At 68.6% G+C, this 24,183-nt stretch carries 22 protein-coding genes; 11 read left to right on the forward strand and 11 right to left on the reverse strand.

The window, feature by feature from the left end:
- Positions 1 to 8 precede the first annotated feature (8 nt).
- From AC3B5T_RS18500 to mptB, 4 genes are all read right to left on the reverse strand, one after another.
- The gene (locus AC3B5T_RS18500; RefSeq protein WP_010841012.1) at positions 9 to 1,064 is read right to left on the reverse strand and encodes a COX15/CtaA family protein; all 1,056 of its coding nucleotides are present in this window, start codon (positions 1,062 to 1,064) and stop codon (positions 9 to 11) included.
- Positions 1,061 to 1,876: an ABC transporter permease gene (locus AC3B5T_RS18505; RefSeq protein WP_010841013.1), complete on the reverse strand. Its 816-nt coding sequence runs from the start codon at positions 1,874 to 1,876 to the stop codon at positions 1,061 to 1,063. Before AC3B5T_RS18505 ends, AC3B5T_RS18500 begins: the two co-directional genes overlap by 4 nt.
- A complete protein-coding gene (locus AC3B5T_RS18510; protein WP_055474619.1) occupies positions 1,873 to 2,904 on the reverse strand; it encodes an ABC transporter ATP-binding protein in 1,032 nt (343 codons plus the stop codon). The genes AC3B5T_RS18505 and AC3B5T_RS18510 overlap by 4 nt, the downstream gene beginning before the upstream one ends.
- Before the next feature lie 66 nt (positions 2,905 to 2,970).
- Positions 2,971 to 4,800: a polyprenol phosphomannose-dependent alpha 1,6 mannosyltransferase MptB gene (gene mptB / locus AC3B5T_RS18515; protein ID WP_010841015.1), complete on the reverse strand. Its 1,830-nt coding sequence runs from the start codon at positions 4,798 to 4,800 to the stop codon at positions 2,971 to 2,973.
- 133 nt (positions 4,801 to 4,933) lie between these two features.
- On the opposite strand from mptB, the gene AC3B5T_RS18520 reads away from it, so the two are divergent.
- The 10 genes from AC3B5T_RS18520 (at position 4,934) to AC3B5T_RS18565 (ending at position 14,325) form a co-directional block, all read left to right on the forward strand.
- On the forward strand, positions 4,934 to 5,785 hold the full coding sequence (locus AC3B5T_RS18520; RefSeq protein ID WP_014926676.1) for a helix-turn-helix transcriptional regulator: 852 nt from the start codon (positions 4,934 to 4,936) through the stop codon (positions 5,783 to 5,785).
- On the forward strand, positions 5,782 to 7,233 hold the full coding sequence (gene sufB / locus AC3B5T_RS18525; RefSeq protein WP_010841017.1) for a Fe-S cluster assembly protein SufB: 1,452 nt from the start codon (positions 5,782 to 5,784) through the stop codon (positions 7,231 to 7,233). Before AC3B5T_RS18520 ends, sufB begins: the two co-directional genes overlap by 4 nt.
- Entirely contained in the window at positions 7,233 to 8,420 is a 1,188-nt protein-coding gene (gene sufD / locus AC3B5T_RS18530; RefSeq protein ID WP_010841018.1) for a Fe-S cluster assembly protein SufD, read from the forward strand. Before sufB ends, sufD begins: the two co-directional genes overlap by 1 nt.
- Before the next feature lie 51 nt (positions 8,421 to 8,471).
- Positions 8,472 to 9,245 carry a Fe-S cluster assembly ATPase SufC gene (gene sufC, locus AC3B5T_RS18535; protein ID WP_010841019.1) on the forward strand — a complete coding sequence of 258 codons (774 nt, stop codon included), beginning with the start codon at positions 8,472 to 8,474 and terminating at the stop codon, positions 9,243 to 9,245.
- Positions 9,246 to 9,289: 44 nt separating this feature from the next.
- The gene (locus AC3B5T_RS18540; protein WP_055474715.1) at positions 9,290 to 10,579 is read left to right on the forward strand and encodes a cysteine desulfurase; all 1,290 of its coding nucleotides are present in this window, start codon (positions 9,290 to 9,292) and stop codon (positions 10,577 to 10,579) included.
- Positions 10,580 to 10,582: 3 nt separating this feature from the next.
- Positions 10,583 to 11,050 carry a Fe-S cluster assembly sulfur transfer protein SufU gene (gene sufU, locus AC3B5T_RS18545; protein WP_055474618.1) on the forward strand — a complete coding sequence of 156 codons (468 nt, stop codon included), beginning with the start codon at positions 10,583 to 10,585 and terminating at the stop codon, positions 11,048 to 11,050.
- Positions 11,047 to 11,472, forward strand: a complete 426-nt coding sequence (locus tag AC3B5T_RS18550) for a metal-sulfur cluster assembly factor (protein WP_055474617.1) — start codon at positions 11,047 to 11,049, stop codon at positions 11,470 to 11,472. The genes sufU and AC3B5T_RS18550 overlap by 4 nt, the downstream gene beginning before the upstream one ends.
- 103 nt (positions 11,473 to 11,575) lie before the next feature.
- On the forward strand, positions 11,576 to 11,968 hold the full coding sequence (locus tag AC3B5T_RS18555) for a DnaJ family domain-containing protein (RefSeq protein WP_055474616.1): 393 nt from the start codon (positions 11,576 to 11,578) through the stop codon (positions 11,966 to 11,968).
- A gap of 105 nt (positions 11,969 to 12,073) precedes the next feature.
- Entirely contained in the window at positions 12,074 to 13,312 is a 1,239-nt protein-coding gene (locus tag AC3B5T_RS18560; protein ID WP_055474615.1) for an acyltransferase family protein, read from the forward strand.
- Between the two features lie 23 nt (positions 13,313 to 13,335).
- Positions 13,336 to 14,325, forward strand: a complete 990-nt coding sequence (locus AC3B5T_RS18565) for an SGNH hydrolase domain-containing protein (RefSeq protein ID WP_055474614.1) — start codon at positions 13,336 to 13,338, stop codon at positions 14,323 to 14,325.
- Between the two features lie 15 nt (positions 14,326 to 14,340).
- On the opposite strand, the gene AC3B5T_RS18570 is transcribed toward AC3B5T_RS18565, so the two are convergent.
- Positions 14,341 to 15,468, reverse strand: a complete 1,128-nt coding sequence (locus tag AC3B5T_RS18570; protein ID WP_055474714.1) for a lycopene cyclase family protein — start codon at positions 15,466 to 15,468, stop codon at positions 14,341 to 14,343.
- 58 nt (positions 15,469 to 15,526) lie between these two features.
- Complete coding sequence (locus AC3B5T_RS18575) at positions 15,527 to 16,336, reverse strand: SDR family oxidoreductase (protein WP_010841028.1); 810 nt, start codon at positions 16,334 to 16,336, stop codon at positions 15,527 to 15,529.
- A gap of 99 nt (positions 16,337 to 16,435) precedes the next feature.
- Here AC3B5T_RS18575 and AC3B5T_RS18580 point away from each other — a divergent pair, with 99 nt between their 5' ends.
- Complete coding sequence (locus AC3B5T_RS18580; RefSeq protein WP_010841029.1) at positions 16,436 to 18,064, forward strand: ABC-F family ATP-binding cassette domain-containing protein; 1,629 nt, start codon at positions 16,436 to 16,438, stop codon at positions 18,062 to 18,064.
- Here AC3B5T_RS18580 and AC3B5T_RS18585 read toward each other — a convergent pair.
- The 5 genes from AC3B5T_RS18585 to AC3B5T_RS18605 all read right to left on the reverse strand — a co-directional run bounded on the left by AC3B5T_RS18585 (position 18,048) and on the right by AC3B5T_RS18605 (position 24,183).
- A complete protein-coding gene (locus AC3B5T_RS18585; RefSeq protein ID WP_055474713.1) occupies positions 18,048 to 19,106 on the reverse strand; it encodes a pyridoxal phosphate-dependent aminotransferase in 1,059 nt (352 codons plus the stop codon). The genes AC3B5T_RS18580 and AC3B5T_RS18585 overlap by 17 nt on opposite strands.
- Complete coding sequence (locus AC3B5T_RS18590; protein ID WP_055474712.1) at positions 19,103 to 20,131, reverse strand: 3-oxoacyl-ACP synthase III family protein; 1,029 nt, start codon at positions 20,129 to 20,131, stop codon at positions 19,103 to 19,105. The genes AC3B5T_RS18585 and AC3B5T_RS18590 overlap by 4 nt, the downstream gene beginning before the upstream one ends.
- Positions 20,128 to 20,793 (reverse strand): hypothetical protein, encoded by a 666-nt coding sequence (locus AC3B5T_RS18595; protein WP_014926687.1) that lies wholly within the window; start codon positions 20,791 to 20,793, stop codon positions 20,128 to 20,130. The genes AC3B5T_RS18590 and AC3B5T_RS18595 overlap by 4 nt, the downstream gene beginning before the upstream one ends.
- Positions 20,790 to 22,454: a thiamine pyrophosphate-binding protein gene (locus AC3B5T_RS18600; RefSeq protein WP_055474613.1), complete on the reverse strand. Its 1,665-nt coding sequence runs from the start codon at positions 22,452 to 22,454 to the stop codon at positions 20,790 to 20,792. Before AC3B5T_RS18600 ends, AC3B5T_RS18595 begins: the two co-directional genes overlap by 4 nt.
- 175 nt (positions 22,455 to 22,629) lie before the next feature.
- Entirely contained in the window at positions 22,630 to 24,183 is a 1,554-nt protein-coding gene (locus AC3B5T_RS18605; RefSeq protein WP_055474612.1) for an acyl-CoA synthetase, read from the reverse strand.

A 24,183-nucleotide genomic window follows, 5' to 3' on the forward strand; every position in this document is an offset into this window, starting at 1 on the left:
GGCGTCGATCAGGCAGACTCGCGCAGCGGGTCTGCCTTTTTCGTGCCTGAGTTACTCACGTCTGTGTTCTTCGCGACCACGAGCTGCCAGGTGGCGCCGATGAGCAGCAGAGCGCTGCCGAACATGTGCGCGATGACGAGAGCGACGGGCAGATCGGTGGCGAACTGGACGAACCCGATCAGGCCCTGGAGCAGCAGGAGCAGCATGAACACCACTGCCGATCGCTGCTGCGGGCGAGCGAAGACGCGGGCGTAGACGAGAGCTGCGATCGCGAGTCCGACGAGGGCGAAGACGGCGTCGGCGTGCAGCTGGGTCGCGTTGTCGGGGTCGAGGCCGTTGCGTGGCGCGTCCGCGTCGCCGGCATGCGGCCCGGAGCCGGTCACCACCGTGCCGAGGTAGATCGTTCCCCAGGTGACGAGGTAGACGAGCCAGGCGAGGTAGATACCGAGTCGGCGGGTTGCGGTGGGCGGAGCGTCGGAGTCGGACGACTCGGGCGCGACGGGCGTCGGATACGGCCGCATCCGGTAGACCAGCACCGTGGCCGCGGACACCAAGGCCATGGAGAGAAGGAAGTGCAGTGCGACGACCCACGGGTTGAGCTGCGTCAGCACCGTGATGCCGCCGATGACCCCTTGGAAAGGGATGCCCAGGGCGATGAGGGTGACCAGCCACTTGTCCCGTCGCGCCGACCCGGCGAACCGGAGAACGGCCACCCAGGTCGCGATGGCGATGACGATCAGCACCCAGGTGAGCATGCGGTTGCCGAACTCGATCGCGCCGTGCACGCCCAGCTCGCCGTGCGGCACGAAGGACTCGTCGGTGCATCGCGGCCAGGTCGGGCAACCGAGTCCCGAGCCGGTGACGCGGACGGCGCCGCCGGTGGCGACGATGCCCACGTTCGAGATGAGCAGGGCGATCGCCCAGCGGTGCACGAATCGGGCGGTCGGCCGGCCGAAGCCGGGGATGAACCGCCACGGACCGGTCAGCGGACGCGGTTCGTCGGTCGGCGCCGGTCGCTCGCCGGACCGGGATGCCGCCGGCGCGTTCGAAGTATCGGATGTCATCGGAATCGGAACCACCTCACCGCCAAGGTGCCGGCCACCGCGGCCCACACCAGCAAGACACCCACCCCGAAGGCGTCGAACGAACCTTCCGAAGCCATCTCGAGCGCCTCACTCAGGGCCCCCGACGGGAGGCACCGCGCGATCCAGTACACGGCGTCGGGGACATTGGAATCGACGACGACGAGACTGCCGAGGCCGATCAACGCGAACCACAGCAGATTCGCCAGGGCCAGGACGACCTCCGCCTTGAGCGTGCCGCCCAGGAGCAGACCGAGAGCCGCGAAACACGCGGTGCCGACCACCAGGACCACCGCGCCGATGAGCAGGCCGACGGGACTCGGCCGCCAGCCGAAGGTCGCACCGATTGCACCCAGGATCACCGACTGCGACGCGACCACCACGAGCACCGCGATCGATTTGCCGACGATGATCCCCCAACGCGGGATCGGGGTGGCGCCGAGCCGTTTGAGGGCTCCGTAGCGGCGGTCGAAGCCCACCGCGATCGCCTGCCCGGTGAACGCCGTCGACATCACCGCCACGGTCAGGATCGCCGGGACGAACAGAGCCGCGCGCTCCGCCGGGCCCGCGCCGAAACCGGTGTCGATCGGCAGCAGGCACAGGCCGACGAGCAGCGTGATGGGGATGAACATGGTGAGCAGTAGCTGCTCGCCGTTGCGGAGCAGGAGCTTGAGTTCGAGTCCGGACTGCGCGGCGATCATGGCCGGCAGCGACGCCGGACGAGGAGCCGGACGGAACAGGCCGTCGGGGAACGTGCCGGACCGCTGCGCGTCGGTGGGAACAGGTGAGGTCACGGTCGTAGGGCCCGTCCGGTCAGGTCGAGGAAGACGTCTTCGAGGCTGCGGGTCTCGACCCGGAGGTCGGTGGCCAGGACGTTGATCTTCGCGCACCACGCCGTCACGGTCGCCAGCACCTGCGGCGTCATCGGACCGATCACGAGGTACGAACCGGGGGTGGCCTCGGTGCAGTGATACCCCTCCGGCAGGGCCAGCACCAGCATCGACAGATCCAGTCCGCGGGGAGCGGTGAAACGCAGTTCGTTCTCCGCGCCGGTGCTGGTGAGGTCGGCGGGTGTCCCGTCGGCGACGACCCGGCCGTGATCGATGATCGTCACGTGGTCGGCGAGTTCCTCGGCCTCGTCCATCAGATGCGTGGTCAGGAGCACCGATACGCCGTCGGCCCGCAGCCGGTCGATGAGTTCCCACACGACGAGCCGGGCGTGGGCGTCGAGCCCGGCGGTCGGCTCGTCGAGGAAGACCAGCTCTGGCCGGTTGACGACGGCGCACGCCAGCGCCAGGCGCTGTTGCTGCCCGCCGGACAGTCGCCGGTAGGACGTACGCCGCACCTCGGTCAGGCCGAGTGCGTCCAGAAGGAACTCGGGGTCGATGGGATCTGCCGCGTACGCCGCGACGAGGCGCAACATCTCCTCGGCACGCGCTCCCGGATAGGCGCCGCCGCCCTGGAGCATGACGCCGATGCGGCGCCGGAGTGCATCGTTGTCGGCGATGGGGTCGAGTCCCAGGACGCGGACGGTACCGGCGTCGGGCTCGGTGAATCCCTCGCAGATCTCGACGGTGGTCGTCTTGCCCGCCCCGTTGGGCCCCAGGAGAGCCAGGATCTCGCCGCGTCGGAGCGTGAGGTCGAGCCGGTCGACGGCCGCACGGTCGCCGAAACGTTTGACCAGGCCGCTGATCTCGACCGCGGGACCGGCGGAGTCCGACCGGTCCGCGGTCACTTCTCCGGAAGTGGACCCGGGATCGCGGAGCCGACGATCGTTCACCCGATCGTCGTCGTTGATCTGCCGAGAGGTCGTGCTTCGCACACAGGTCAGACTAGGCGCTCGGAGCCCAGGGACGAAAAACGGTGACCCGGCCCACCACGCACGTCGTCATCGGCGCGTCGAGGCCGACGCGGCCGGGGTCTCGTCGTCATCCGGAGCGGATGCACGCCGACGTCGGCGTCGCGGCGCGCGGTCCTCGAAGAACAGCGCGGTGAGGACCGCGACCATGATCACGCCGGCCAGAAGTCCTTGTGCCAGCACCACTCCGCTGGTGTTCGAACTCGTGGGCATCACCACGATGGCGATGATCGCCGACGCGGCGATCGTCGAGATCCGGAACCAGGCGCCGGTCGCCCACGCGGCCAGCGGGATCACGGCCCACAGGAGGTACCAGGCCTGGACGAACGGGAAGAACAACACCACTGTGGCCATCGACACACCGAGCGCGCCGAGCGGATGGAGGCGGCCGCCGAGCGTGGCGAGCATCCACCGGACGATGAAGAGCGCGGCGACGAGTTGCGCGATCGGCCGGGCGACCTCGAGGATCGCCTGCGTGTGCTCACCGAGGCCCAGGGTCACCCCGATCCGCCCGGTGGTCACCGACAGCAGCGTCGGCATCGACATCCAGGAGCGGACGATCTCACCCGTCGACAGCGTGCCGGTCCAGCCGAAGCCGAGCCCGGTGCCGAGGGAGATGGCCATCATCACGACGCCGAGGACCACCACGTAGAAGGCCGCGGACGCACTCAGCATGAACACCGACCACCGCGACCGGCCCCACCATTCGCGGACCGGCGCGTGCCGGAGCGCGGGCAGGGTCGCGCCCCACCGCATGGCGAGGGCGATGCCGACGAAGCCCAGCGCGAGCATCGACGTGACCTTGATCATCGCCGACGCCGCGAGGACCGCGCCCCCGGCGATGAGCAACCAGCCCGCGCGGGTGGGGACGAGGGTGCCGGGTCTGCGGAGGCGTTCGGCGCCGTAGATCGCGCGAAAGCTCAACTCGAGACCGACGAGCATCAGCCCGAGCATCAGGGCCTCGTTGTGGATGCCGCCGACGAGATGCAGGATGACCAGCGGGTTCATCGCGCCGAGCCACAGTGCGGCCACCGACGACACCCCGCATCGCCGGGCGAGCCGGGGGAGTGCCCACACGATGAGTGCCACTCCGATCAGCGCGACGATGCGGTGCAGGAAGATCGCGGCGGTGATGTTGTCGCCGGTGACCTTGGTGATGCCCTCGCCGATCCACAGGAAGAAGGGACCGTAGGGCGCCGGGGTGTCACGCCACAGGTTGGGCACCGACCGGGTCAGGATGTGGTCGACCCCGAGTCCCCGGACCGGGCTGACCGAGTACGGATCCATGCCGCGGAACGCGATCGCGCTCTGGGCGAGATAGGAGTAGATGTCCTTGCTGAGCAGCGGGGGCGCGACGATGATCGGGGCGATCCAGAGCATCAGGGTCCGGTCGGCCTGGCGGCGGCTCATACGGCGCTCGGGGCTCCGCCCGTGGCGCACCTCGACGCTGAACCGGCCGACCGCGAACCGCCCTAGCAACAGCCATGCGACGACCAGGGTGATCGCGCCGCCGATGGACAGGGCGAGCGCGGTGCCGAACATCCGTGACGGCAACGACAGGACCCGCATCCCGGCCACCGGATTCTGCAGCACGGGTACTGCGCCGGTCCCGAGGGCGCCGATGAGGATGAGGACCGACCCGGTGGCACCGAACAGCTTGATGCGGCGGAGCCTGCGGTTCTCCTCGGCGTTGAGCGGCCCGACCTCGCGCTCGTCGTCGTGCAGGCGGGCGACGGTCTTGCCGTAGTCGCCGCGGGCGGTGTCGGCGGACGCGGCGTCGGCAGGGCGCTGTTTGCGCAGTCCGAGATAGTTCAGCACCGCCAGCAATCGCGTCCACACGAGTCCGAAGTAGTCCGGCACGCGGCGCGGAGCTGTGGTTTCGGGCACACGACGACTGTAATCGGCGGACGTGGGGGCCTCACGACCCCCTGCGATTAGGGCACCCTTGCTGGCAGCTGGGAAGCAATTACGTCACACTCGTGTTGTGAAAACCATGCGGAACGATGTTGTGCTGTCTTCAGACAGCTCCGGCGCCGTGCCATCCGCTGGTACCGGTGCCACGACGACCGGTGGTGCCGACCCGCACCACGACGGTCAGACCCGTGAGGCCGTGGTCACCTTGCTCGTCGAGGACGGCCCCCTCACCGCGGGCGAGATCGGCGAGCGCCTCGGGATCTCCGCGGCGGGTGTCCGACGTCACCTCGACGCCCTCGAAGGCGCGGGGGACATCGAGGTCGCCTCTCCGGGATTCGGCCAGCGCGGTCGCGGCCGGCCGGCGAAATACTTTCAGCTCACCGCTTCCGGACGCGGCAAGATGCGCCACGCCTACGACGATCTGGCCGGCGCGGCGATGCGCAAGCTCCGCGACCTCGGCGGATCCGACGCGGTCACCGAGTTCGCCCGCGAGCGAGTCGAACGCATCGTGGCCGGCGTCCGTCCCAACACCGACCCGGTGACGGTGGCCGACACGGTCGAGGAGATCGCCGACGCGCTCACCAGCGCCGGATACTCCACCAACACCCGGCAGGTGGGCACCGGCCTGCAGATCTGTCAGCACCACTGCCCGGTGGCGCACGTCGCCACCGAGTTCCCGGAGCTGTGTGAGGCGGAGACCGCGGTCTTCACCGAACTCCTCGGCACGCATGTGCAGCGCCTGGCGACCATCGCCAACGGTGACTGCGCCTGCACGACCCACGTGCCGATCCACCCGCCGCCGGGCGGGACCACCGACGAGAGACCCGATCGATCCGGGGCCGTCGCGGTGTCCGATACGCAGCCCGTATCGCGCCGCGCCACCCCGATTCCCACCCCGACCGCCACGACAACCCGAAAGGCCACGCGATGACTGTCACCGATCCGGCCGCCACCCCGACCCCAGCGGCGCCCCTCACGCAAGAGGAGACGATCGCCGCCCTCGGCAAGTACGGCTACGGCTGGGCCGACTCCGACGTCGCGGGCGCGAGCGCCAAGCGCGGGCTGTCCCCGGCGGTCGTCGCCGACATCTCGGCGAAGAAGAGCGAGCCCGAGTGGATGCTCGAGCAGCGCCTCAAGGCACTCAAGATCTTCGACAAGAAGCCGATGCCGGGCTGGGGCGCGGGGCTCGAGGGCATCGACTTCGACAACATCAAGTACTTCGTGCGGTCCAGCGAGAAGCAGGCCGCCACGTGGGACGACCTGCCCGAGGACATCAAGAACACCTACGACAAGCTCGGCATCCCCGAGGCGGAGAAGCAGCGTCTGGTCTCCGGCGTCGCGGCGCAGTACGAGTCCGAGGTCGTGTACCACTCGATCCGCGAGGACCTCGAGAAGCAGGGTGTCATCTTCCTCGACACCGACACCGCGCTCAAGGAGCACCCGGAGATCTTCCAGCAGTACTTCGGAACCGTCATCCCGGCCGGTGACAACAAGTTCTCCGCACTCAACACCGCGGTGTGGTCGGGCGGCTCGTTCATCTACGTGCCGCCGGGTGTCCACGTCGACATCCCGCTGCAGGCCTACTTCCGGATCAACACCGAGAACATGGGCCAGTTCGAGCGCACGCTGATCATCGTCGACGAGGGTGCCTATGTGCACTACGTCGAGGGTTGTACCGCGCCGATCTACAAGACCGACTCGCTGCACTCGGCGGTCGTCGAGATCATCGTGAAGAAGGGCGGCCGCTGCCGGTACACGACCATCCAGAACTGGTCGAACAACGTCTACAACCTGGTGACCAAGCGCGCCAAGGCCGAGGCCGGCGCCACGATGGAGTGGGTCGACGGCAACATCGGCTCCAAGGTCACCATGAAGTACCCGGCGGTCTGGCTGACCGGTGAGCACGCCAAGGGCGAGGTCCTCTCGGTCGCGTTCGCAGGTCCCGGCCAGCACCAGGACACCGGATCGAAGATGGTCCACCTGGCGCCGAACACCTCGAGCAACATCGTCTCCAAGTCGGTGGCGCGGGGCGGTGGCCGCGCGTCCTACCGCGGCCTGATCAAGATCAACAACGGTGCTCACGGCAGCCGGTCGACGGTGAAATGTGATGCGCTGCTGGTGGACACGATCTCCCGCAGTGACACCTACCCCTACGTCGACATCCGCGAGGACGACGTGACGATGGGCCACGAGGCGACCGTCTCGAAGGTCAGCGACGACCAGCTCTTCTATCTGATGAGTCGTGGCCTGACCGAGGACGAGGCGATGGCCATGGTCGTTCGCGGCTTCGTCGAGCCGATCGCCAAGGAACTCCCGATGGAATACGCGCTCGAGCTCAACCGCCTGATCGAGCTCCAGATGGAAGGAGCTGTCGGCTGATGGCCGATCCCACACTCCCCGTGTCCACCCCCGGCTCCCAGGCGCCCGTCGTCAACAAGGGTGAGCTGTTCACCTCGTTCGACGTGAACGCCTTCGAGGTGCCGAGTCCCCGGGAGGAGGCCTGGCGGTTCACCCCGTTCCGTCGTCTCCGTGGTCTGCACGACGGTTCCGCGGTACGCACCGCGGAGGCGAACGTGGAGGTGACCGGGCTTGCCGACGGTGTGACCGTCGAGACCGTCGGTCGCGACGACAAGCGACTCGGCGATGGCGGTGTGCCGTTCGATCGTGTTGCCGCGCAGGCTTATTCGTCGTTCACGCAGGCGACCGTGGTGACCGTCGGCCGCGAGGTCGAACTCGCCGAGCCGGTCACTGTCACGGTCACCGGCCCCGGTGAGGGCGAAACCGGCTTCGGCCACACCCAGGTCCGTCTGGAGGCGTTCGCCCGCGCAGTCGTCGTCCTCGACCAGAGGGGCAGCGGAACGTACGCGGAGAACGTCGAGTTCGTCGTCGGCGACAGCGCGGCCCTGACCGTCGTGAACATCCACGACTGGGCAGACGACGCCGTTCATGTCGCGACACACCACGTGCGCGCGGGTCGCGATTCCGTGGTGCGGCACTTCGCGATCAGCTTCGGTGGCAACCTGGTTCGCCTGTCGCCGATCGTCCACTACGACGCACCGGGTGGTGACGTCGAGTTGTGGGGTCTGTACTTCGCCGACGCCGGCCAGCACCTCGAGCAGCGTCTCCTCGTCGACCACAGTCAGCCGCACTGCCGCTCGAACGTGGTCTACAAGGGTGCGCTGCAGGGCGACACCTCCGGTGATCGGACCCGCGAGGCCCACACCGTCTGGGTGGGCGATGTGCTGATCCGCGCGGAGGCCGAGGGCACCGACACCTTCGAACTCAATCGCAACCTGGTGCTCACCGACAATGCGCGCGCCGACTCGGTGCCCAACCTCGAGATCGAGACCGGCGAGATCGTCGGCGCCGGACACGCGAGTGCCACCGGACGATTCGACGACGAGCAGCTGTTCTACCTGCAGGCGCGCGGCATCCCCGAGGATCAGGCGCGTCGACTGGTGATCCGCGGCTTCTTCGGCGAGGTGATTGCCAAGATCGGCGTGCCGGAGCTCCGCGAACGCCTGTCCGCAGCTGTCGAGCGAGAGCTCGAGCTCGCCGACGCCTGACCGCATTGCGCGCCGGACCACTAACATTCCACAGCCTGAGAAAGAACACACATGACCACACTCGAAATCCGTGACCTGCACGTCGACGTCGTCCAGACCGACACCGACGCCGAGCCCATCCACATCCTCAAGGGTGTCGACCTCACCGTGAAGTCCGGTGAGACGCACGCGATCATGGGCCCGAACGGCTCGGGCAAGTCCACGCTGTCCTATGCCATCGCCGGACACCCCAAGTACCAGGTGACCTCCGGGTCGATCACGCTCGACGGCGAAGACGTCCTCGAGATGAGCGTCGACGAGCGCGCACGCGCCGGCCTGTTCCTCGCCATGCAGTACCCGGTCGAGGTGCCCGGTGTCTCGATGTCGAACTTCCTGCGCACCGCCGCCACTGCCGTCCGCGGTGAGGCGCCCAAGCTCCGTCACTGGGTCAAGGAGACCAAGGAGGCGATGACCGCCCTGGAGATCGATCCGTCGTTCTCCGAGCGCAGCGTCAACGAGGGCTTCTCCGGTGGCGAGAAGAAGCGCCATGAGATCCTGCAGCTGGATCTGCTGAAGCCGAAGATCGCCATCCTCGACGAGACCGACTCGGGCCTGGATGTGGATGCCCTGCGCGTCGTCAGCGAGGGCGTGAACCGCTACAAGGAGCGCGACAACGGCGGCGTGCTGCTGATCACCCACTACACGCGCATCCTGCGATACATCAAGCCGGACTTCGTGCACGTGTTCGTCAACGGGCGCGTCGTCGAGTCGGGTGGATCCGAGCTCGCCGACGTGCTCGAGGAGAACGGGTACGAGCGGTTCACCTCGGCGGCCAAGGCCGTCTGAGTCACCCGACCGGTCCGAGTCCCTCAGTACAGGAGGTGTACCAGGTGACACTCTCGACAGAGGCAACGACACAGGCTCCCGCGGCACTGGACGTCGACGCGTTGCGGGCTGATTTCCCGATCCTGTCCCGCACGGTGCGCGACGGGAAGCCGTTGGTGTATCTGGATTCCGGCGCGACCTCGCAGCGTCCGGTCCAGGTGCTGGATGCCGAGCGGTTCTTCCTCACGCATCACAACGCCGCGGTGCATCGCGGTGCGCACCAGCTCGCCGAGGAGGCGACCGACGCCTACGAGGACGCCCGCGAGGTCATCGCGGGTTTCGTCGGGGCATCCGCCGACGAACTCGTGTTCACCAAGAATGCGACCGAGGCGCTCAACCTCGTGACCTACACCCTCGGCGACCCGCGGGCCGCCGATGTTCTCGGCGGTTCAGCACTCGGACCCGGCGACACCGTCGTCATCACCGAGCTCGAACACCACGCGAACCTCGTTCCCTGGCAGGAGCTGTGCCGACGCACGGGTGCGACCCTGCGGTGGTTCGGGGTGACCGATGACGGCCGCATCGACCTGGATTCGCTGACCCTCGACGAGTCGGTGAAGGTCGTCGCCTTCACACACCAGTCCAATGTGACCGGCGCGGTCGCCGATGTGGCCGAGCTCGTCTCACGCGCTCGCGCGGTGGGCGCGCTCGTCGTGCTCGACGCGTGCCAGTCGGTGCCGCACATGGCGGTCGACTTCCGCGCCCTCGGCGTCGATTTCGCTGCCTTCTCGGGCCACAAGATGTTCGGTCCCAGTGGCGTCGGCGCGCTGTACGGCAGGTCGGACCTGTTGAACGCGTTGCCGCCGTTCATCACCGGCGGGTCGATGATCGAGACCGTGACGATGGAGGCGTCGACCTACGCTCCGCCGCCCCAGCGGTTCGAGGCCGGCGTGCCGATGACCTCGCAGGTCGTCGGACTCGGTGCTGCGGTGCGGTACCTCACCGATCTCGGCATGGAAACCGTTGCCGCGCACGAGCACGCGCTGACGGCGCGGGCGCTCGAGCAGCTCGCCGGCATCGACGGCGTACGGATCATCGGACCGCAGACCGCGGAGAATCGCGGCGGGGCCGTGGCCTTCCTGGTCGACGGCATCCACGCCCACGACCTCGGTCAGATCCTCGACGACGAGGGCGTGGCCATCCGGGTCGGTCACCACTGCACGTGGCCGCTGCATCGTCGCTTCGGTGTCGCAGCGACCGCACGCGCATCGTTCGCCGCCTACAACACGTTCGACGAGGTCGATGCACTCGCCGCCGCGATCGTGAAGGCGCAGAAGTTCTTCGGGACGGTCTGAGCCATGCGGATGGAACAGATGTACCAGGAAGTGATCCTCGATCACTACAAACATCCGCACGGCCGCGGACTCCGTGAGCCGTTCGGCACCGAGGTCCATCACGTCAACCCGACCTGCGGTGACGAGGTGACCCTACGCGTCGCGGTGTCCGACGACGGCTCCCGGATCGACGACGTGTCCTATGACGGACAGGGGTGTTCGATCTCGCAGGCGTCGACGTCGGTGCTGCACGATCTGATCGTCGGCCGCCCGGTCGGGGAAGCCCTGGCCACCGTCGAGTCGTTCAGCTCGATGATGACCTCACGCGGTAAGGACGCCGGGGACGAGGACGTCATCGGCGACGGGATCGCCTTCGCCGGAGTGAGCAAGTACCCGGCGCGCGTCAAGTGCGCACTCCTGGGCTGGATGGCCTTCAAGGACGCACTCGCGCAGACGATGGAAAGCCACGAGACACGAGCGGAGACAGCATGACTGACGACACAGTGACCACCGATACAGCGACCACCGATACAGCGACCACCGAGACAGCGACCACCGACACCGGCGTGACGGGCACACCCCCGGCACCGGCGACCTCGCTGCCGGCCATCGAGGACGTCGAGGAGGCCATGCGCGACGTGGTGGATCCAGAGCTGGGCATCAACGTCGTCGACCTCGGGCTGGTCTACGGGATCGAGGTGACCGACGACGCGGTCGCGAAGATCGACATGACCCTCACCTCGGCGGCCTGCCCGCTGACCGACGTGATCGAGGACCAGTCCCGCGGGGCACTGGTCAGCAGTGGTCTGTGCACCGAGTTGGAGATCAACTGGGTCTGGCTGCCGCCGTGGGGCCCCGACAAGATCACCGACGACGGTCGCGAGCAACTGCGCGCCCTGGGCTTCACCGTCTAGCCGACGGTCGGGAACTCCCACGCGCCGGCACTCGGGTCACCATCGGTGACCGGGTGCCGGCGTTTTTTTGATCATGGTGCTGGACGTGCGAGGAGTTGATCGCATGAGACGTTTCGAGTCGCGAGTCGAGCGGATGATCCGCGAGGCAACCGAACGCGGCGAGTTCGACAATCTGCCGGGCGCGGGCAAGCCGCTCGATCTCACCGACAGCGACGACCCCGACTGGTGGGTCAAACGCAAGATCCGCGACGAGAACCTGGACTCGTCGGCGCTGCTTCCCGCGCCGCTGCAATTGCGCCGGGAGGCGCAGGACTTCCCGGAGTCGTTGCGCGACATCGCCGACGAGGCGGCGGTCCGTGACATCCTCGTCGACTTCAATCGCCGTGTGCGCGAAGCACATCTCGCGTCGCGCCAGATCGCGCTGCCGCACAGTGTCGTCGCGCACACCGTTGACGTCGACGACATGATCAGGCGCTGGCGGGCACTGCCGCGCTGATCGGTAGTGCCCGGGATGCCAGGATTTGAGGTTAGCCTAACCTGCATGCTAGCTTCGCCTCAGGAGCTGCGCGGGTAGCTCACAGGGGAGCGAAGGCAGGGGCCGGTGGCAGTCGCAGTCGGTGCCGCGCGCGATGATCAGCCCGCCGTTTCCGGACACCTTCGCAGTCCCGTCGTGCAGGGCCTGCGCGCGGTCGCGGTTCTGGTGGTGATCCTCGACCATGTCGGAATGCCCGGTTTCCCAGGTGGTTTCATCGGCGTCGACGTCTTCTTCGTGATCTCCGGGTATGTCATCACCCAGATGCTCCTGCGGCGGTCCACCGAATCGCGCGGCGCCTGGTTCCTCGGTTTCTACGCCGCACGTGCGCGACGTATCGTGCCCGCGGCGACCCTGGTCATCGTTCTCACCGTCATCGCGACATTCGAGTTCACGAACTTCGTCCGGGGCGCCCGGGTGTTGCCGGACGCGACGGCCGCGTCGCTGTTCCTCGCGAACGTCCACTTCATCGAGACCGGGTCCGACTATGCCCGGCTCGGCGCCGATCCGTCACCGCTGCAGCACTATTGGTCGCTGGCCGTCGAAGAGCAGTTCTATCTGGTCTGGCCGGCGCTGATGATCGTGGCGATCGGCGTCGCCGCCCGGACGAGCCGGGTGACGTTGCGACAGTTGCTGTTCGCTCTTCTGATCGTGCTTGCGGTGGCCGCCTACCTCTACTCGATCGTGCTGACGCCGGTCAACGGGACCGAGGCCTTCTTCTCGCCGTTCACCCGCGCCTGGGAGCTCGCAGTCGGTTGTCTGCTCGCCGTCGCGGGCCCGTGGTTGATGAACGCTGTCGCGGATCGGCCGGTCGTGGCCTCCGCGCTAGGCTGGGCCGGGTTCGCGGCCATCGCGTGGTCGGTCGGGGCCCTGGACGGCACAGACGGTTTCCCGGGGTGGGTCGCCGTCGTCCCGGTGTTCGGCACCGCCGCGGTGCTGATCGCCGGAATGCGCAGTCGCGGCACGGTTCCCGTGTCGGTGCTGGGCACCCGCGTGCTGGTCTACCTCGGGAACATCTCGTACTCGCTCTACCTCGTGCACTGGCCGCTGTTCACCCTCACCGCCGCCCGCATCGGCGCCGACTTCACGCTGCCGATGCAGCTGCTTCTCGTCGGTGTGACCGTCGTGTGCGCGGCGGTCATCTACCACGCGTTCGAGAACCCGATCCGCCGGTCGCGCGGACTCGCCGGCCGGCCGTGGTGGAGCCTGGCCGTCATCCCGGTGAGCATCGCGGTCGTGTTCGCGGTCGCAGCATTCGAGCGCTATCGATGGGCGCTCCCCGTTCCCCTTGTCCAACAACTGTTCTGAGAGTTTCACGAAAGGGTCAGCGGATGACCAGGAGAGTCACCGCCACGGTCGTGGCGGTCGTGTCGTTGTGTGTGGCCGTGATGGTGGCCGGTTGCCAGGCGGTGCCCGAACGGCCCGCCGCCGCTACGTCGGAGTCCGAGGCGGTCCCGGCGGCGGTGTCCACCGCCGATGTTCTCGCAGCGGTCCGGGCCGCGACCGCGGTGCGAGACCTCCCGCCGACGATCACCACCGACGAGTTGCTCGCCGCCAGCGGTGACTACTCCGATCAATGGTCGATCGAGGGGTGCGAACCACCCCTGGAGGTCAGCCGTCTCGACGACATCGGACCGTGCATCCTCGGTGACACGACCAGCGACCGGACCGTGGCGCTGATCGGCGACTCGGCGGCATCGATGTGGCATTCGGCGCTCGATCTCGTCGGCAAACGCCACGGCTGGCGAGTACTCGCGCTGACCAAGAGCAACTGCGGACCGGCCGCGCTGACGTACTACCAGTGGCAGCTCAAGCGGGCCTACACCGAATGTGACGACTGGCAGGACTGGCGGATGGAGACCATCGCCCGCGAGAACGCCGAGATCGTCGTGATGGCCGGCTGGCACGACGGCGGCAACCAGGGACCAGGACGGGACACGACGCCGGAGGTGTGGCGCGACGGCCTGGTCTCCACGATCAACGACCTGCCGGCGGGCGCGAGGGCATTTCTGCTCGGCGGTGTCCCGCGTCCGTCACAGAGTCCGTCGGAGTGCGTGGCGGCCAACCCCGCCGACCTCATCCGGTGCGCCGAACCGGCCAGCGACGCCCTCCCGGTCCAGGCGGGGTGGTCGGCTGCCGCGGAGCTCACCGGACAGACTTTCATCGACGTCGACCCCTGGTTCTGCGCTCAGACGTGCCCCGCGGTGATCGCCGACCGGCTGGTGTACTCCGGCAAGTTCCACGTGACGGGGCAGTACGCCCGCCACCTGTCGGGTCCGCTCGAGGAGATCATGGCGCCCGCGCTGCGCGCGCAACCCTGACACCTGCGCGAGCGGTCAGTCGGTGTCGCCGGCCCACGCCGGCGTCGACATCGCACCCCGCGCCACCACGGCGCGGGTGCGCATGTCGACGGCCTTGATGACACGCGTCATCGCGCCCATCGTGCCGGTGAGATCGTCGCGTCCGCTGAGATAGCTGCGCTGGGCGGCGATGGGCATGGCGAAGAACGCCTCGAAGAAGGCGATGGTCTGCGAAGGACTCAGCCGCAGTAGCGCGCTGAGCCCGCGCAGACGGAGGTTGTGTACCGCGCGGGCGGACGACGGCCACAGCTCGGTGGCGGGGTCGCGACCCGAGGCAAGAGCGGTGACCACTGCGTCCGTGCACATCAGGGATGTCGCGACGCTGTAGCCGGTCGTCGGGTTCTTGAAACCACCCGCGGCGCCGAACCGGAAAGTGGGATCGCGCCACGGTTGTGGCGACGAGCCGGTCAGCGGGAAGTCGACGTGCTCGACCCGCAGGATCTCCGACGGCATACCGCCCAGGCGGTCGGCGAGCCGCCGCTGGAGTTCGTCGAGGCCCAGCGCGGGGTATCCGGCGAGGCAGGTCTCTTCGAGGAGATACTCGCCCCCGCCGAGGGGTACGACATACAGGAACGACGGCAGCGCCCGACGATGCTTCGCGCCGCCCCGCCAATCCATCAGCAGCGCTTCGTGTCCGGCCAGGATCGGCTCGGCGGTCCGGGCGCCGACGACGATCCCGTACGCGGTCTGCCGGGGTGCGTCGTGGGGGAGCGCACCACGACAGTCGACCACCGCCTCGCCGGTCAGGACCTTTCCGTCGTCGAGATGCACACGCGCACCGTCGATCTCGACCACGCGTGCGGCCACGGCCGGAACCCCGTCGAGGGTCAGCGACCGTTGCAGCCCGGGGGTGTCGAAGACGGTGTAGCCGCGGGCGATCTCCTCGAGGTCGCGACCCGCGACGCCGATGCGCGCGGTGCCGGCGGCGATCGCGGCCGGATCGATCCAGTCAGGCAGCTCGTCGGACCAGCAGGCGAACGTGGACCGCCAGATCCGCTCGGGAGACGGGTCGACGAGGGTCACGGACACACCCGCGCGTGCCAGTCGGTGCACGAGGGCCCGCCCGGCCGGCCCGGCCCCCGCGACGATGACTCCAGAACTCACATCCCGTCCTTCGTCGCGGGCGGCGATCCGGACGGGCACGCGCCGTCGGGCAGGAGGCTCACGAACCGCCGGTGGCCAGCATGCCACCGTCGACGGTGAGGGTTTCGCCGGTGATCCACGCCGACTCGTCGCTCGCGAGGAACGCGACGGCGCGGGCGACGTCCTCCGGCTCGCCGATGCGCTTCAGCGGATACGAACTCGCGACGCGTGCCTCGTTGTCGCCCTCGGTGAACACCGAGGCGAACTTCGTCCGCACGACCGACGGGGCGATCGCATTGACCCGGATGTTCGGCCCCAGTTCCCAGGCGAGTTCGGCGGTGAGGCGGATCAGCGCCGCCTTCGACGTGCCGTAGGCCGCGATCACCCCGGTCGACCGCAGGCCCGCCACGGACGCGATGTTGACGATCGAACCGCCGGTCTCCTTCATCCCCGCCCGGTAGGCCTCCTGGACGAACCCCAGCGCGGCGACCACGTTGGTGTCGAAGGTCTTGCGGTACGCGGAGAGATCGGCGCCCATCAGCGGGCCGGCCAGCGGCGCGATGCCGGTGTTGTTGACGAGGATGTGGATACCGCCCTGGGCGACGGCCGCGGCCACCGCAGCCGACCGGTCGTCGGCGTCACCGGTGTTGGCCGCGCACACCGAGACGGTCGCGCCGGGCACCGACTCACGAATCCGGCCGGCCGCCTCCTCGAGGGGCTCGGCCTTGCGGCTGGTGATGACGACCGAGGCGCCGCGCCGGGCGAGTTCGGTCGCGATCGCCTCTCCGATGCCGCGACTGGCGCCGGTGACCAGTGCCGAGCGGCCCGTGAGGTCGGAGGACTGGGGAAAGTTCTGCGGAATCGGTGTGGAGTGCGTCACGCTCCACACCGTATCGGTCCACCGTGTCGCCGCGGGCGGAGTCGGTGGCGTCGCCGGCGATGAGCGCGTGGTCAAACCGGTGGCGCGGCACCGGTAGAATGGAACGTCGTGATCACCGCGACCGACCTTGAGGTACGAGCGGGCGCTCGGACCCTGCTGTCGGCGCCCGGCGATGCGCTGCGCATCCAGCCCGGCGACCGCATCGGCCTCGTGGGCCGCAACGGTGCGGGGAAGACCACCACATTGCGCATCCTTGCGGGGGAGACCGAACCCTACGCGGGTTCGATCCGCCGCTCCGGTGAACTCGGCTACCTCCCGCAGGATCCCAAAGAGGGTGATCTGGACGTCCTCGCCAAGGATCGGGTGCTCTCCGCGCGTGGGCTCGACGAGATCCTGCGCGACATGGAGAAGCAGCAGGCGGCGATGGCCGAGGCCGCCGACGACAAACTCCGCGACAAGGCGGTCGCCCGCTACGGGCGCCTCGAAGAGCGCTTCTCGTCCCTCGGCGGGTACGTCGCCGAGTCCGAGGCCGCCCGCATCTGCAACAGCCTGGGTCTGCCGGACCGCGTCCTCAACCAGCCGCTGCGCACGCTCTCCGGTGGTCAGCGTCGACGCATCGAACTGGCCCGCATCCTGTTCGCGGCGTCCGACGGCTCCGGTAAATCCGACACCACCCTGCTGCTCGACGAGCCGACCAACCACCTCGACGCCGACTCCATCGCCTGGCTGCGCGGCTTCTTGCAGAACCATGAGGGCGGGCTCGTCGTGATCAGTCACGATGTCGACCTGCTCGCCGATGTGGTGAACCGGGTCTGGTTCCTCGACGCGGTGCGCGGTGAGGCCGACATCTACAACATGACCTGGAAGCGGTACCTGGACGCGCGTGCAACCGACGAGCAGCGTCGTCGTCGCGAACGGGCCAACGCGGAGAAGAAGGCGTCCGCACTGCGCACGCAGGCCGCGAAGCTGGGTGCCAAGGCGACCAAGGCCACGGCCGCCCAGAACATGCTGAAGCGGGCCGAGCGGATGATCGACGCGCTCGACGACGAGCGGGTGGCCGACCGTACGGCGCGGATCCGCTTCCCCGAACCCGCCGCCTGCGGCAAGACCCCGCTGATGACGTCTGGTCTCTCGAAAAGCTATGGCTCGCTGGAGATCTTCACCGGCGTCGATCTGGCGATCGACAAAGGCAGTCGAGTCGTCGTCCTGGGTCTCAACGGCGCGGGCAAGACGACGCTCCTGAAAATGCTTGCCGGGGTGGAGAAGCCGGACACCGGTCGCCTCGAGCCCGGTTACGGGCTGAAGATCGGCTACTTCGCCCAGGAACACGACACCCTCGACGACCAGGCGACCGTCTGGGAGAACATCCGGCACGCCGCACCCGACGCGGGCGAGCAGGATCTCCGAAGCCTGTTGGGCGCGTTCATGTTCACCGGTCCGCAGCTCGACCAGCCGGCCGGCACCCTGTCGGGCGGCGAGAAGACCCGTCTCACGCTGGCCGGTCTCGTGTCGTCGGCGGCGAACGTGCTGCTCCTCGACGAGCCGACGAACAACCTCGACCCGATCTCGCGCGAACAGGTCCTCGACGCCCTCCGGAGCTACACCGGCGCTGTCGTACTCGTCACGCACGACCCCGGGGCAGCTGCCGCTCTCGACCCGCAGCGCGTCATCCTGTTGCCGGATGGCACCGAGGACCACTGGAGCGACGAGTACCAGGAGCTCATCGAGCTCGCCTGATCGCGGCGATGACCAGGTCGGTACCGGCCCGGTCAGGCACCGTCAGCCGGTGACCGTGACCGTCGAACTCCCGGCCGACGACTCCGGCGGACCGCAACCGTCGACCGAACTCGAGGCCGTCGGCACCCGGCACGTAGAGGAAGTTGGCCTCGCTCGGCAGCGCCGGATGGCCCGCGTCGTCCAGGGCGGCGGCGAGACGGTCGCGTTCGCGGCGCATCGCAGTCACCCGGCCGGCCAGTTCGTCGGAGGCCGCGAGCGCGAGCGACGCCGCCTGTTCGGCGGCCGCGGTGATCGAGAAGGGGACTTCGTGGCGCCGCGCGCCGCGGATCGAAGTCGCCGATCCGATCGCGTATCCGACACGCAGGCCCGCGAGGCCGTGGGCCTTGGAGAAGGTCCGCACCACGATCAGATTGGGATGCTCGGCCAGCAGCGTCCCGATGTCGGGCGCAGTCGAGCTGTACTCGATGTAGGCCTGATCGAGGATCACCGGAGTGGACGCGTCGACGGTCGCCAGCAATCCCCGGATCTCGTCGTCGGTGACCACCGATCCGGTCGGGTTGTGGGGACTGCAGACGATGACGGCCGCGGTGTCGGGACCGGCCGCCGCGGCGAGCGCGGTCATGTCGGGGCGCCCGTCGTCGAGCAGCGGGGTCGTGTCGAGCATCATCCCGATCATGTCGGCGAGCAGTGCGAAGCCCTCGAATGTCGGTGCCGGGGTGGCGATTCGAGGTGTCCGACAGCCCGCGGTCCGGGACCGCGCCGCTGAGTCCTGCAACATCGCCGACAGAACCGCGGTCGCACCCGCGCCGATGGTGATGTTGTCGGCCTCCGATCCGGTGTGCTCGGCGATCGTCGTCCGCAGGTGCTCGGGACGGAAGGACGGATAGTGGTGCGCGTCGGCCGAGTGGCGACGCAGCGCGGAGACGACGGCGGGAAGAGGTGGGTACGCGGACTCGTTCCGGTCGCATCGCACGATGTCCGTCGACCGCGTGGGCGCCTGTTCGAGCCGTGCACCCGACGGATCGGGGAGGACGACGGTCACGAACGCCCGCTCCACCGGATCGCGCCGGCGGCGGCGAAGTCGCCCGCATGGGCGAACGCCGACATCATCACGACGTCTCCGGGGCGGACGCGACCGTCGTCGATCGCCGCGTCGAGTGTCATCGGTATCCCGACCGCGAACAGGTTGCCGCACTCGTCGAAGGTGTCCGGATGTCGCGACTCGGGCAACTCGAGGGCCTCGCGCCAGTTGCGCAGGAAGATCCGGTTCGGCTGATTGGTGACGAGGACGTCCAGGTCGGCGGGTCGAATGCCGATCCGATCGGCCAGCGCGACAGCCACTTCCGGAACCATCCGGTTTCCGCGGGCCAGGACCTTCGCGATCTTCGCCTCGGTGAAGCCCACGTGGATCTGGCCCGGACCCGCCTCCCAGTACTTGCGCTCCGGCTGGGCGACGGCGGTCATGTCCGCCGAGAACTGGCCGAAGGACCGGGATTCGGTGCCCAGCACCGGGTTCCCCGCATCCCCGAGCGTCAGGGTCGCGACCGCCGCCCCGTCTCCGGGAATCGCGGCCTGCGCCTTCACGCGGACCTGATCCTGGGTGAAGATCTGACCGGCGCTGTTCTGCGCCAACCCGATCAGGGCTTTGCGACCGCCGCCGGCGCGGAGGAGCGCGCCGGCGATCTCGATCAGATGGACGAACGCGGCACAGCCGCCGTTGTGCACATCGAGCACGGTCCGCGGAGCGAGTCCGAGGCGGTGGGCGACCTCGCCCACGCACCCGCGGACCGGGACCTCCGGAAGCTGACTGTGGGTGAGCACGACGTCCACGTCATCGAGGTAACCGTCGCCGTGCCGGTCCTGGAGCCGGCGCGCAGCCGCGACGATCATGTCCGCGGAGGTCTCGCCGTCGGCCGCATGGTGGCGGAAGGCCGGTGCCCGGAACATGACGTTGTCGGCGAGTTCGTCGTCCTCGGCGAACTGCGCGAAGAACTCCGCGGGCACCCGTGCGGCGGGCCGGTAGGTGGCGAGATCGGCGAGGGAGACGGCCGGGGCGATCGCGGTCATGAGCGCATCCATTCGGGGGTCAGCGGAAGTCCGTTGCGGTGGCGGTGTTCGGCGATGGCCGTGAGATTGTCGAGTTCGATCTGGTGTCCGGCGCCGAACATGTCCCACAGGTCACCGACCCACTCCTCACGACCGGCCGGCGCGGTGTCGGGGTACGGGTTCTCGTCGTAGAACGGGTGGTGGCAGTTGTTCCACAGGACCACCGAACCGGGGCGGTCGAGAACGAGCTGTGCGTCGACCACGCGCATCAGGTAGATCATCCAGAGATGCTTTCCCTGATCCCACGCGCAGTGATAGTCGACGGTCATGGCGTCGGCGTTGGCCACCGTGCGGACGTAGATCTTCGTGTCCTCGTTCAGGCGATCGTGTCCGACCCACAGGCCCGGTTCCTCGGTTTCCGTGAAATCCCGTGTGCTGTAGGTCCATTCTTCGAGTGAACGCGTGTCGGCGAGCCACTCGAACAGTTCGCGGGGAGGTGCGTCGACGTATCCCTGGACAGGGCAGTAGTCGCCGAACACCTGGTGATGGGGATACACCGAGCGGACCTTGTCGACGACGAGTGCGGTGTTGGCGGAGCGGGGGTGGGTCTCCACCCGGACCACGCCGTCGAGCGTGGCCGCGGTGTCCCCGAGGTCGGACAGGGCCGAGGAGTGCGTGGTCATGGAGTGCCTCTCGCGATCAGTGGGGCGAACGGGGGTGCTTCGTCGGGATCGACATCCACGACGATGCAATTCGGTCCGGGACGCGACAGCATCTCGTCGCACGCCGCATGCAGGGTCTCCAGGTCCGGGGCGGAGCGGACCGCCAGGCCGGCGAACATCGCGTCGAGCCCGCCCGCGACGTCGGTGTGACGGAACCTGTTGACGCTCGGCGCGCCGGGGAAGAAGCGGGCCTCGCGGGTGACGCACATGCCGTGCGCGTCGTTGTTGAGGACGATCAGGGTGATCGGCGCGTCGTGTTCGATCGCGGTGTGGATCTCCATGCCGTGCATGAGAAACGAGCCGTCACCGGCGATGACGACGATCCGGCCGCCCGGGATCGGATGACGCGCGGCGATCGCGGACCCGATTCCCGCGGCGATCGCCCACCCCATCCCGCCCATGCCCAATGCGACGACGAACCGGCCGACGCGGAACCGACCGTCGCCGAACGGGAGGTGGTGGATCGCCGCGGCACCGGTGTTCCCGGCGTCGGCGAACACCGCGCAGCCCGTGGGGAGGGCGTCGCCGATGGTGACGAGCGCGTCGCGCATACCGACAGCCGTCGCCGACGGGACGACCTCCAGATGCTCGATCGGATGGACCCGGGGTGGGCGAGGTCCGGGAACCCGGTCGGCGAGCGACCGGTGGATCGCGCCGACGGTGTCGGTGAGACGTTGCGTGGCGATGTGCTCGACGGCGGCCGCGGTGCGCGGCGGCGCGCCGCCGAGATGGACGACCGGGATCGTCGCCAAGGCGTCGTCGAGGCCCGCGCGGTCCGTCATCGACATTCGGCAGCCGATCGCCAGGATCAACTGCGCATCGCGCACGGCCCGGTGTGCCGACGGATGTCCCATCACGCCGGTGACCCCGGAACACGACGTACGGCCGATGTCGCGGCCGCCCGGGGAGACCACGACAGCGGCGCCGAGGAGGCCCGCGAGATTGTCGACGGCATCCGCCAGCCCGAGCCGGGATGCTTCCTCGCCGGCCCAGATGCACACGGTCCCGCCGGCTCGCGCCACCTCCGCGAGGCGGTCGGCGAGATCGTCGACCGTTGCGGCCGGCATCGATGCGAGGTCTGCCGGCCTCGCCGGTGGCGAATGTGCTTCGGTCCAGGGCGACGTCTGGACGTCTTTCGGCAGGATCACCGCGGCCGGTAGCCCCCGCGCCGTGGTGGCGAATGCCTCGTCGAGAACCCCGTCGAGACGGGAGGGCTCGTCGACCAGCCCGCAGAAGCCGACCACGCCGGACAACACGGCACGCAGGTCGACGGTGTCGGGCGGGTCGAGCATGTCCTGGAACCCGCCGCGTCCCACCGCGGGTGTCGGTGCCGAACCGATCAGGGCGATCACCGGAACGCGGCTGTCGTAGGCCTCGCCCAGTGCCGGTACGACATTGAGTGCCCCGCCGCCCGACGTCGTCAGGACCGCGGTCGGCTCACCGGTGAGCCGGGTGTGCCCGTCGGCCATCGCGCCGGCGCCGAACTCGTGCTTGGCGACGACCGGGGCGAGTCGCGGGTGCCGCACGGCCGCGTCGAAGACGTCTTCGATGTTGGCGCCGTGGACGCCGAAGGCGGTACGCACACCGGCGTCGACCAGTCGTGCGACGACCCGGTCGGCCACCGTAGGAGCCGTGTGCCCGTCTCGCGCGTTCAAACCCTGTACTCCCAGCCCCGAACCGTGGTGCGGCACCGGTCGATTCGTCGGTGTCCGAACATCGGACACACTCAGTGCTAATTAGCTTAGCGTAAGCTAATGTCCGGCGGCAGGGGGAGTGACTCGGCGAGTGCCCGGCGCCTCAGCCGACCGGCGTCTCCGGCCAATACCGCTTGCGCAGATCGCCTTTCACGAGCTTTCCGGTGGGCGTACGAGGTAGGTCGTCGACGAAGTCGACCGATCGAGGCGCCTTGTACGCCGCGATGTTGTCGCTGGTGAACGCGATCAGTTCCTCGGCGAGAGGATCGGTGGGCTCGATGCCGTCGGCGAGCTGGACGCACGCCTTCGCGACCTCGCCGAGGTCGGCGTCGGGAACGCCGATCACCGCGACGTCGAACACCGCGGGGTGGTTGATGAGGACGTTCTCGGCCTCCTGCGGATAGATGTTGACGCCGCCGGAGATGATCATGAACGCCTTGCGGTCGGTCAGGTACAGATAGCCTTCGTCGTCGACATACCCGACATCGCCCGTGGTGGACCAGTTCTCGTGCTCGGGGTGCTGGGCCTTGCGGGTCTTGTCCGGGTCGTTGTGGTACTGGAAGGCCACCTCCTCGCGTTCGAAGTACACCTGGCCGACCTCACCGGTCGGCAGTTCCCTGCCGTCCTCGTCGCAGATGTGGACCACGCCGAGGAGCGGTTTGCCCACCGAACCCGGATGATCCAGCGCCTCCTGCGGACCGATGAAGGTCGCACCGGCGGCCTCGGTCGACGCGTAGTACTCGTGGATGACCGGTCCCCACCACTCGATCATCGCGCGCTTGACCTCGACGGGGCACGGTGCGGCGGCGTGCACGGCCACCTTGAGGCTGCTGACGTCGTACTTCGTGCGGACGTCGGCGGGGAGCTTGAGCATCCGGATGAACATGGTGGGAACCCACTGGCTGTGGGTCACGCGGTACTTCTCGATGGCGGCGAGGGCCGCCTCGGGATCGAACCGGTCCATCATGACGACGGTGCCGCCCACCGAGTTCGTCATCCCGCAATAGCGCAGTGGCGCAGCGTGATACAGCGGCGCGGGGGAGAGGTAGACGGCGGTGTCGTCGTAGCCGTACATCGGCGCGAAGATCGCGGTGTAGGCGTCGGGTACCTCGTCGACCTGTCCCTCCGGCATCGGTGTCTTGATGCCCTTGGGGCGTCCGGTGGTCCCGGAGGAGTAGAGCATGTCGGTACCGCGCGGCTGGTCGGTGCGCGGCTCGGCCGACGCATTCGCCAGGACCTTGTCGTAACTCTCGAAGCCGTCGAGATCCCCACCCCAGACGACGCGTCGCCCCGGACCCGCCAGTGCCTCGATCTCCCCGGACGTCGCCACGGCGTCGACGACGGATGCGCCGGCGAACAGGACCTGCGCGTTGCAGTCGGAGAGGATGTAGTTGGTCTCGGCTGCGGTGAGATGGTGATTGACGGCGGTCACGTACAGGCCGCTGCGCAGTGCCGCCCAGTACACCTCGAAGACGTGGAAGTCGTTGGCCGAGACCACGGCGATGTTGTCACCGCGCCGGAGGCCCAGTGACTCGAGGTAGTTGGCGAGCCGGGTCGAGTTCTCGTCCAGCTGGCGGTAGGTCAGTTCCTCACCGGTCGCGGCACGGATGACGGCCGGCTTGTCGGGAGTGGATTTCGCGAAGACTCCAGGGAACAA

Source organism: Gordonia sp. G4 (assembly GCF_057770005.1).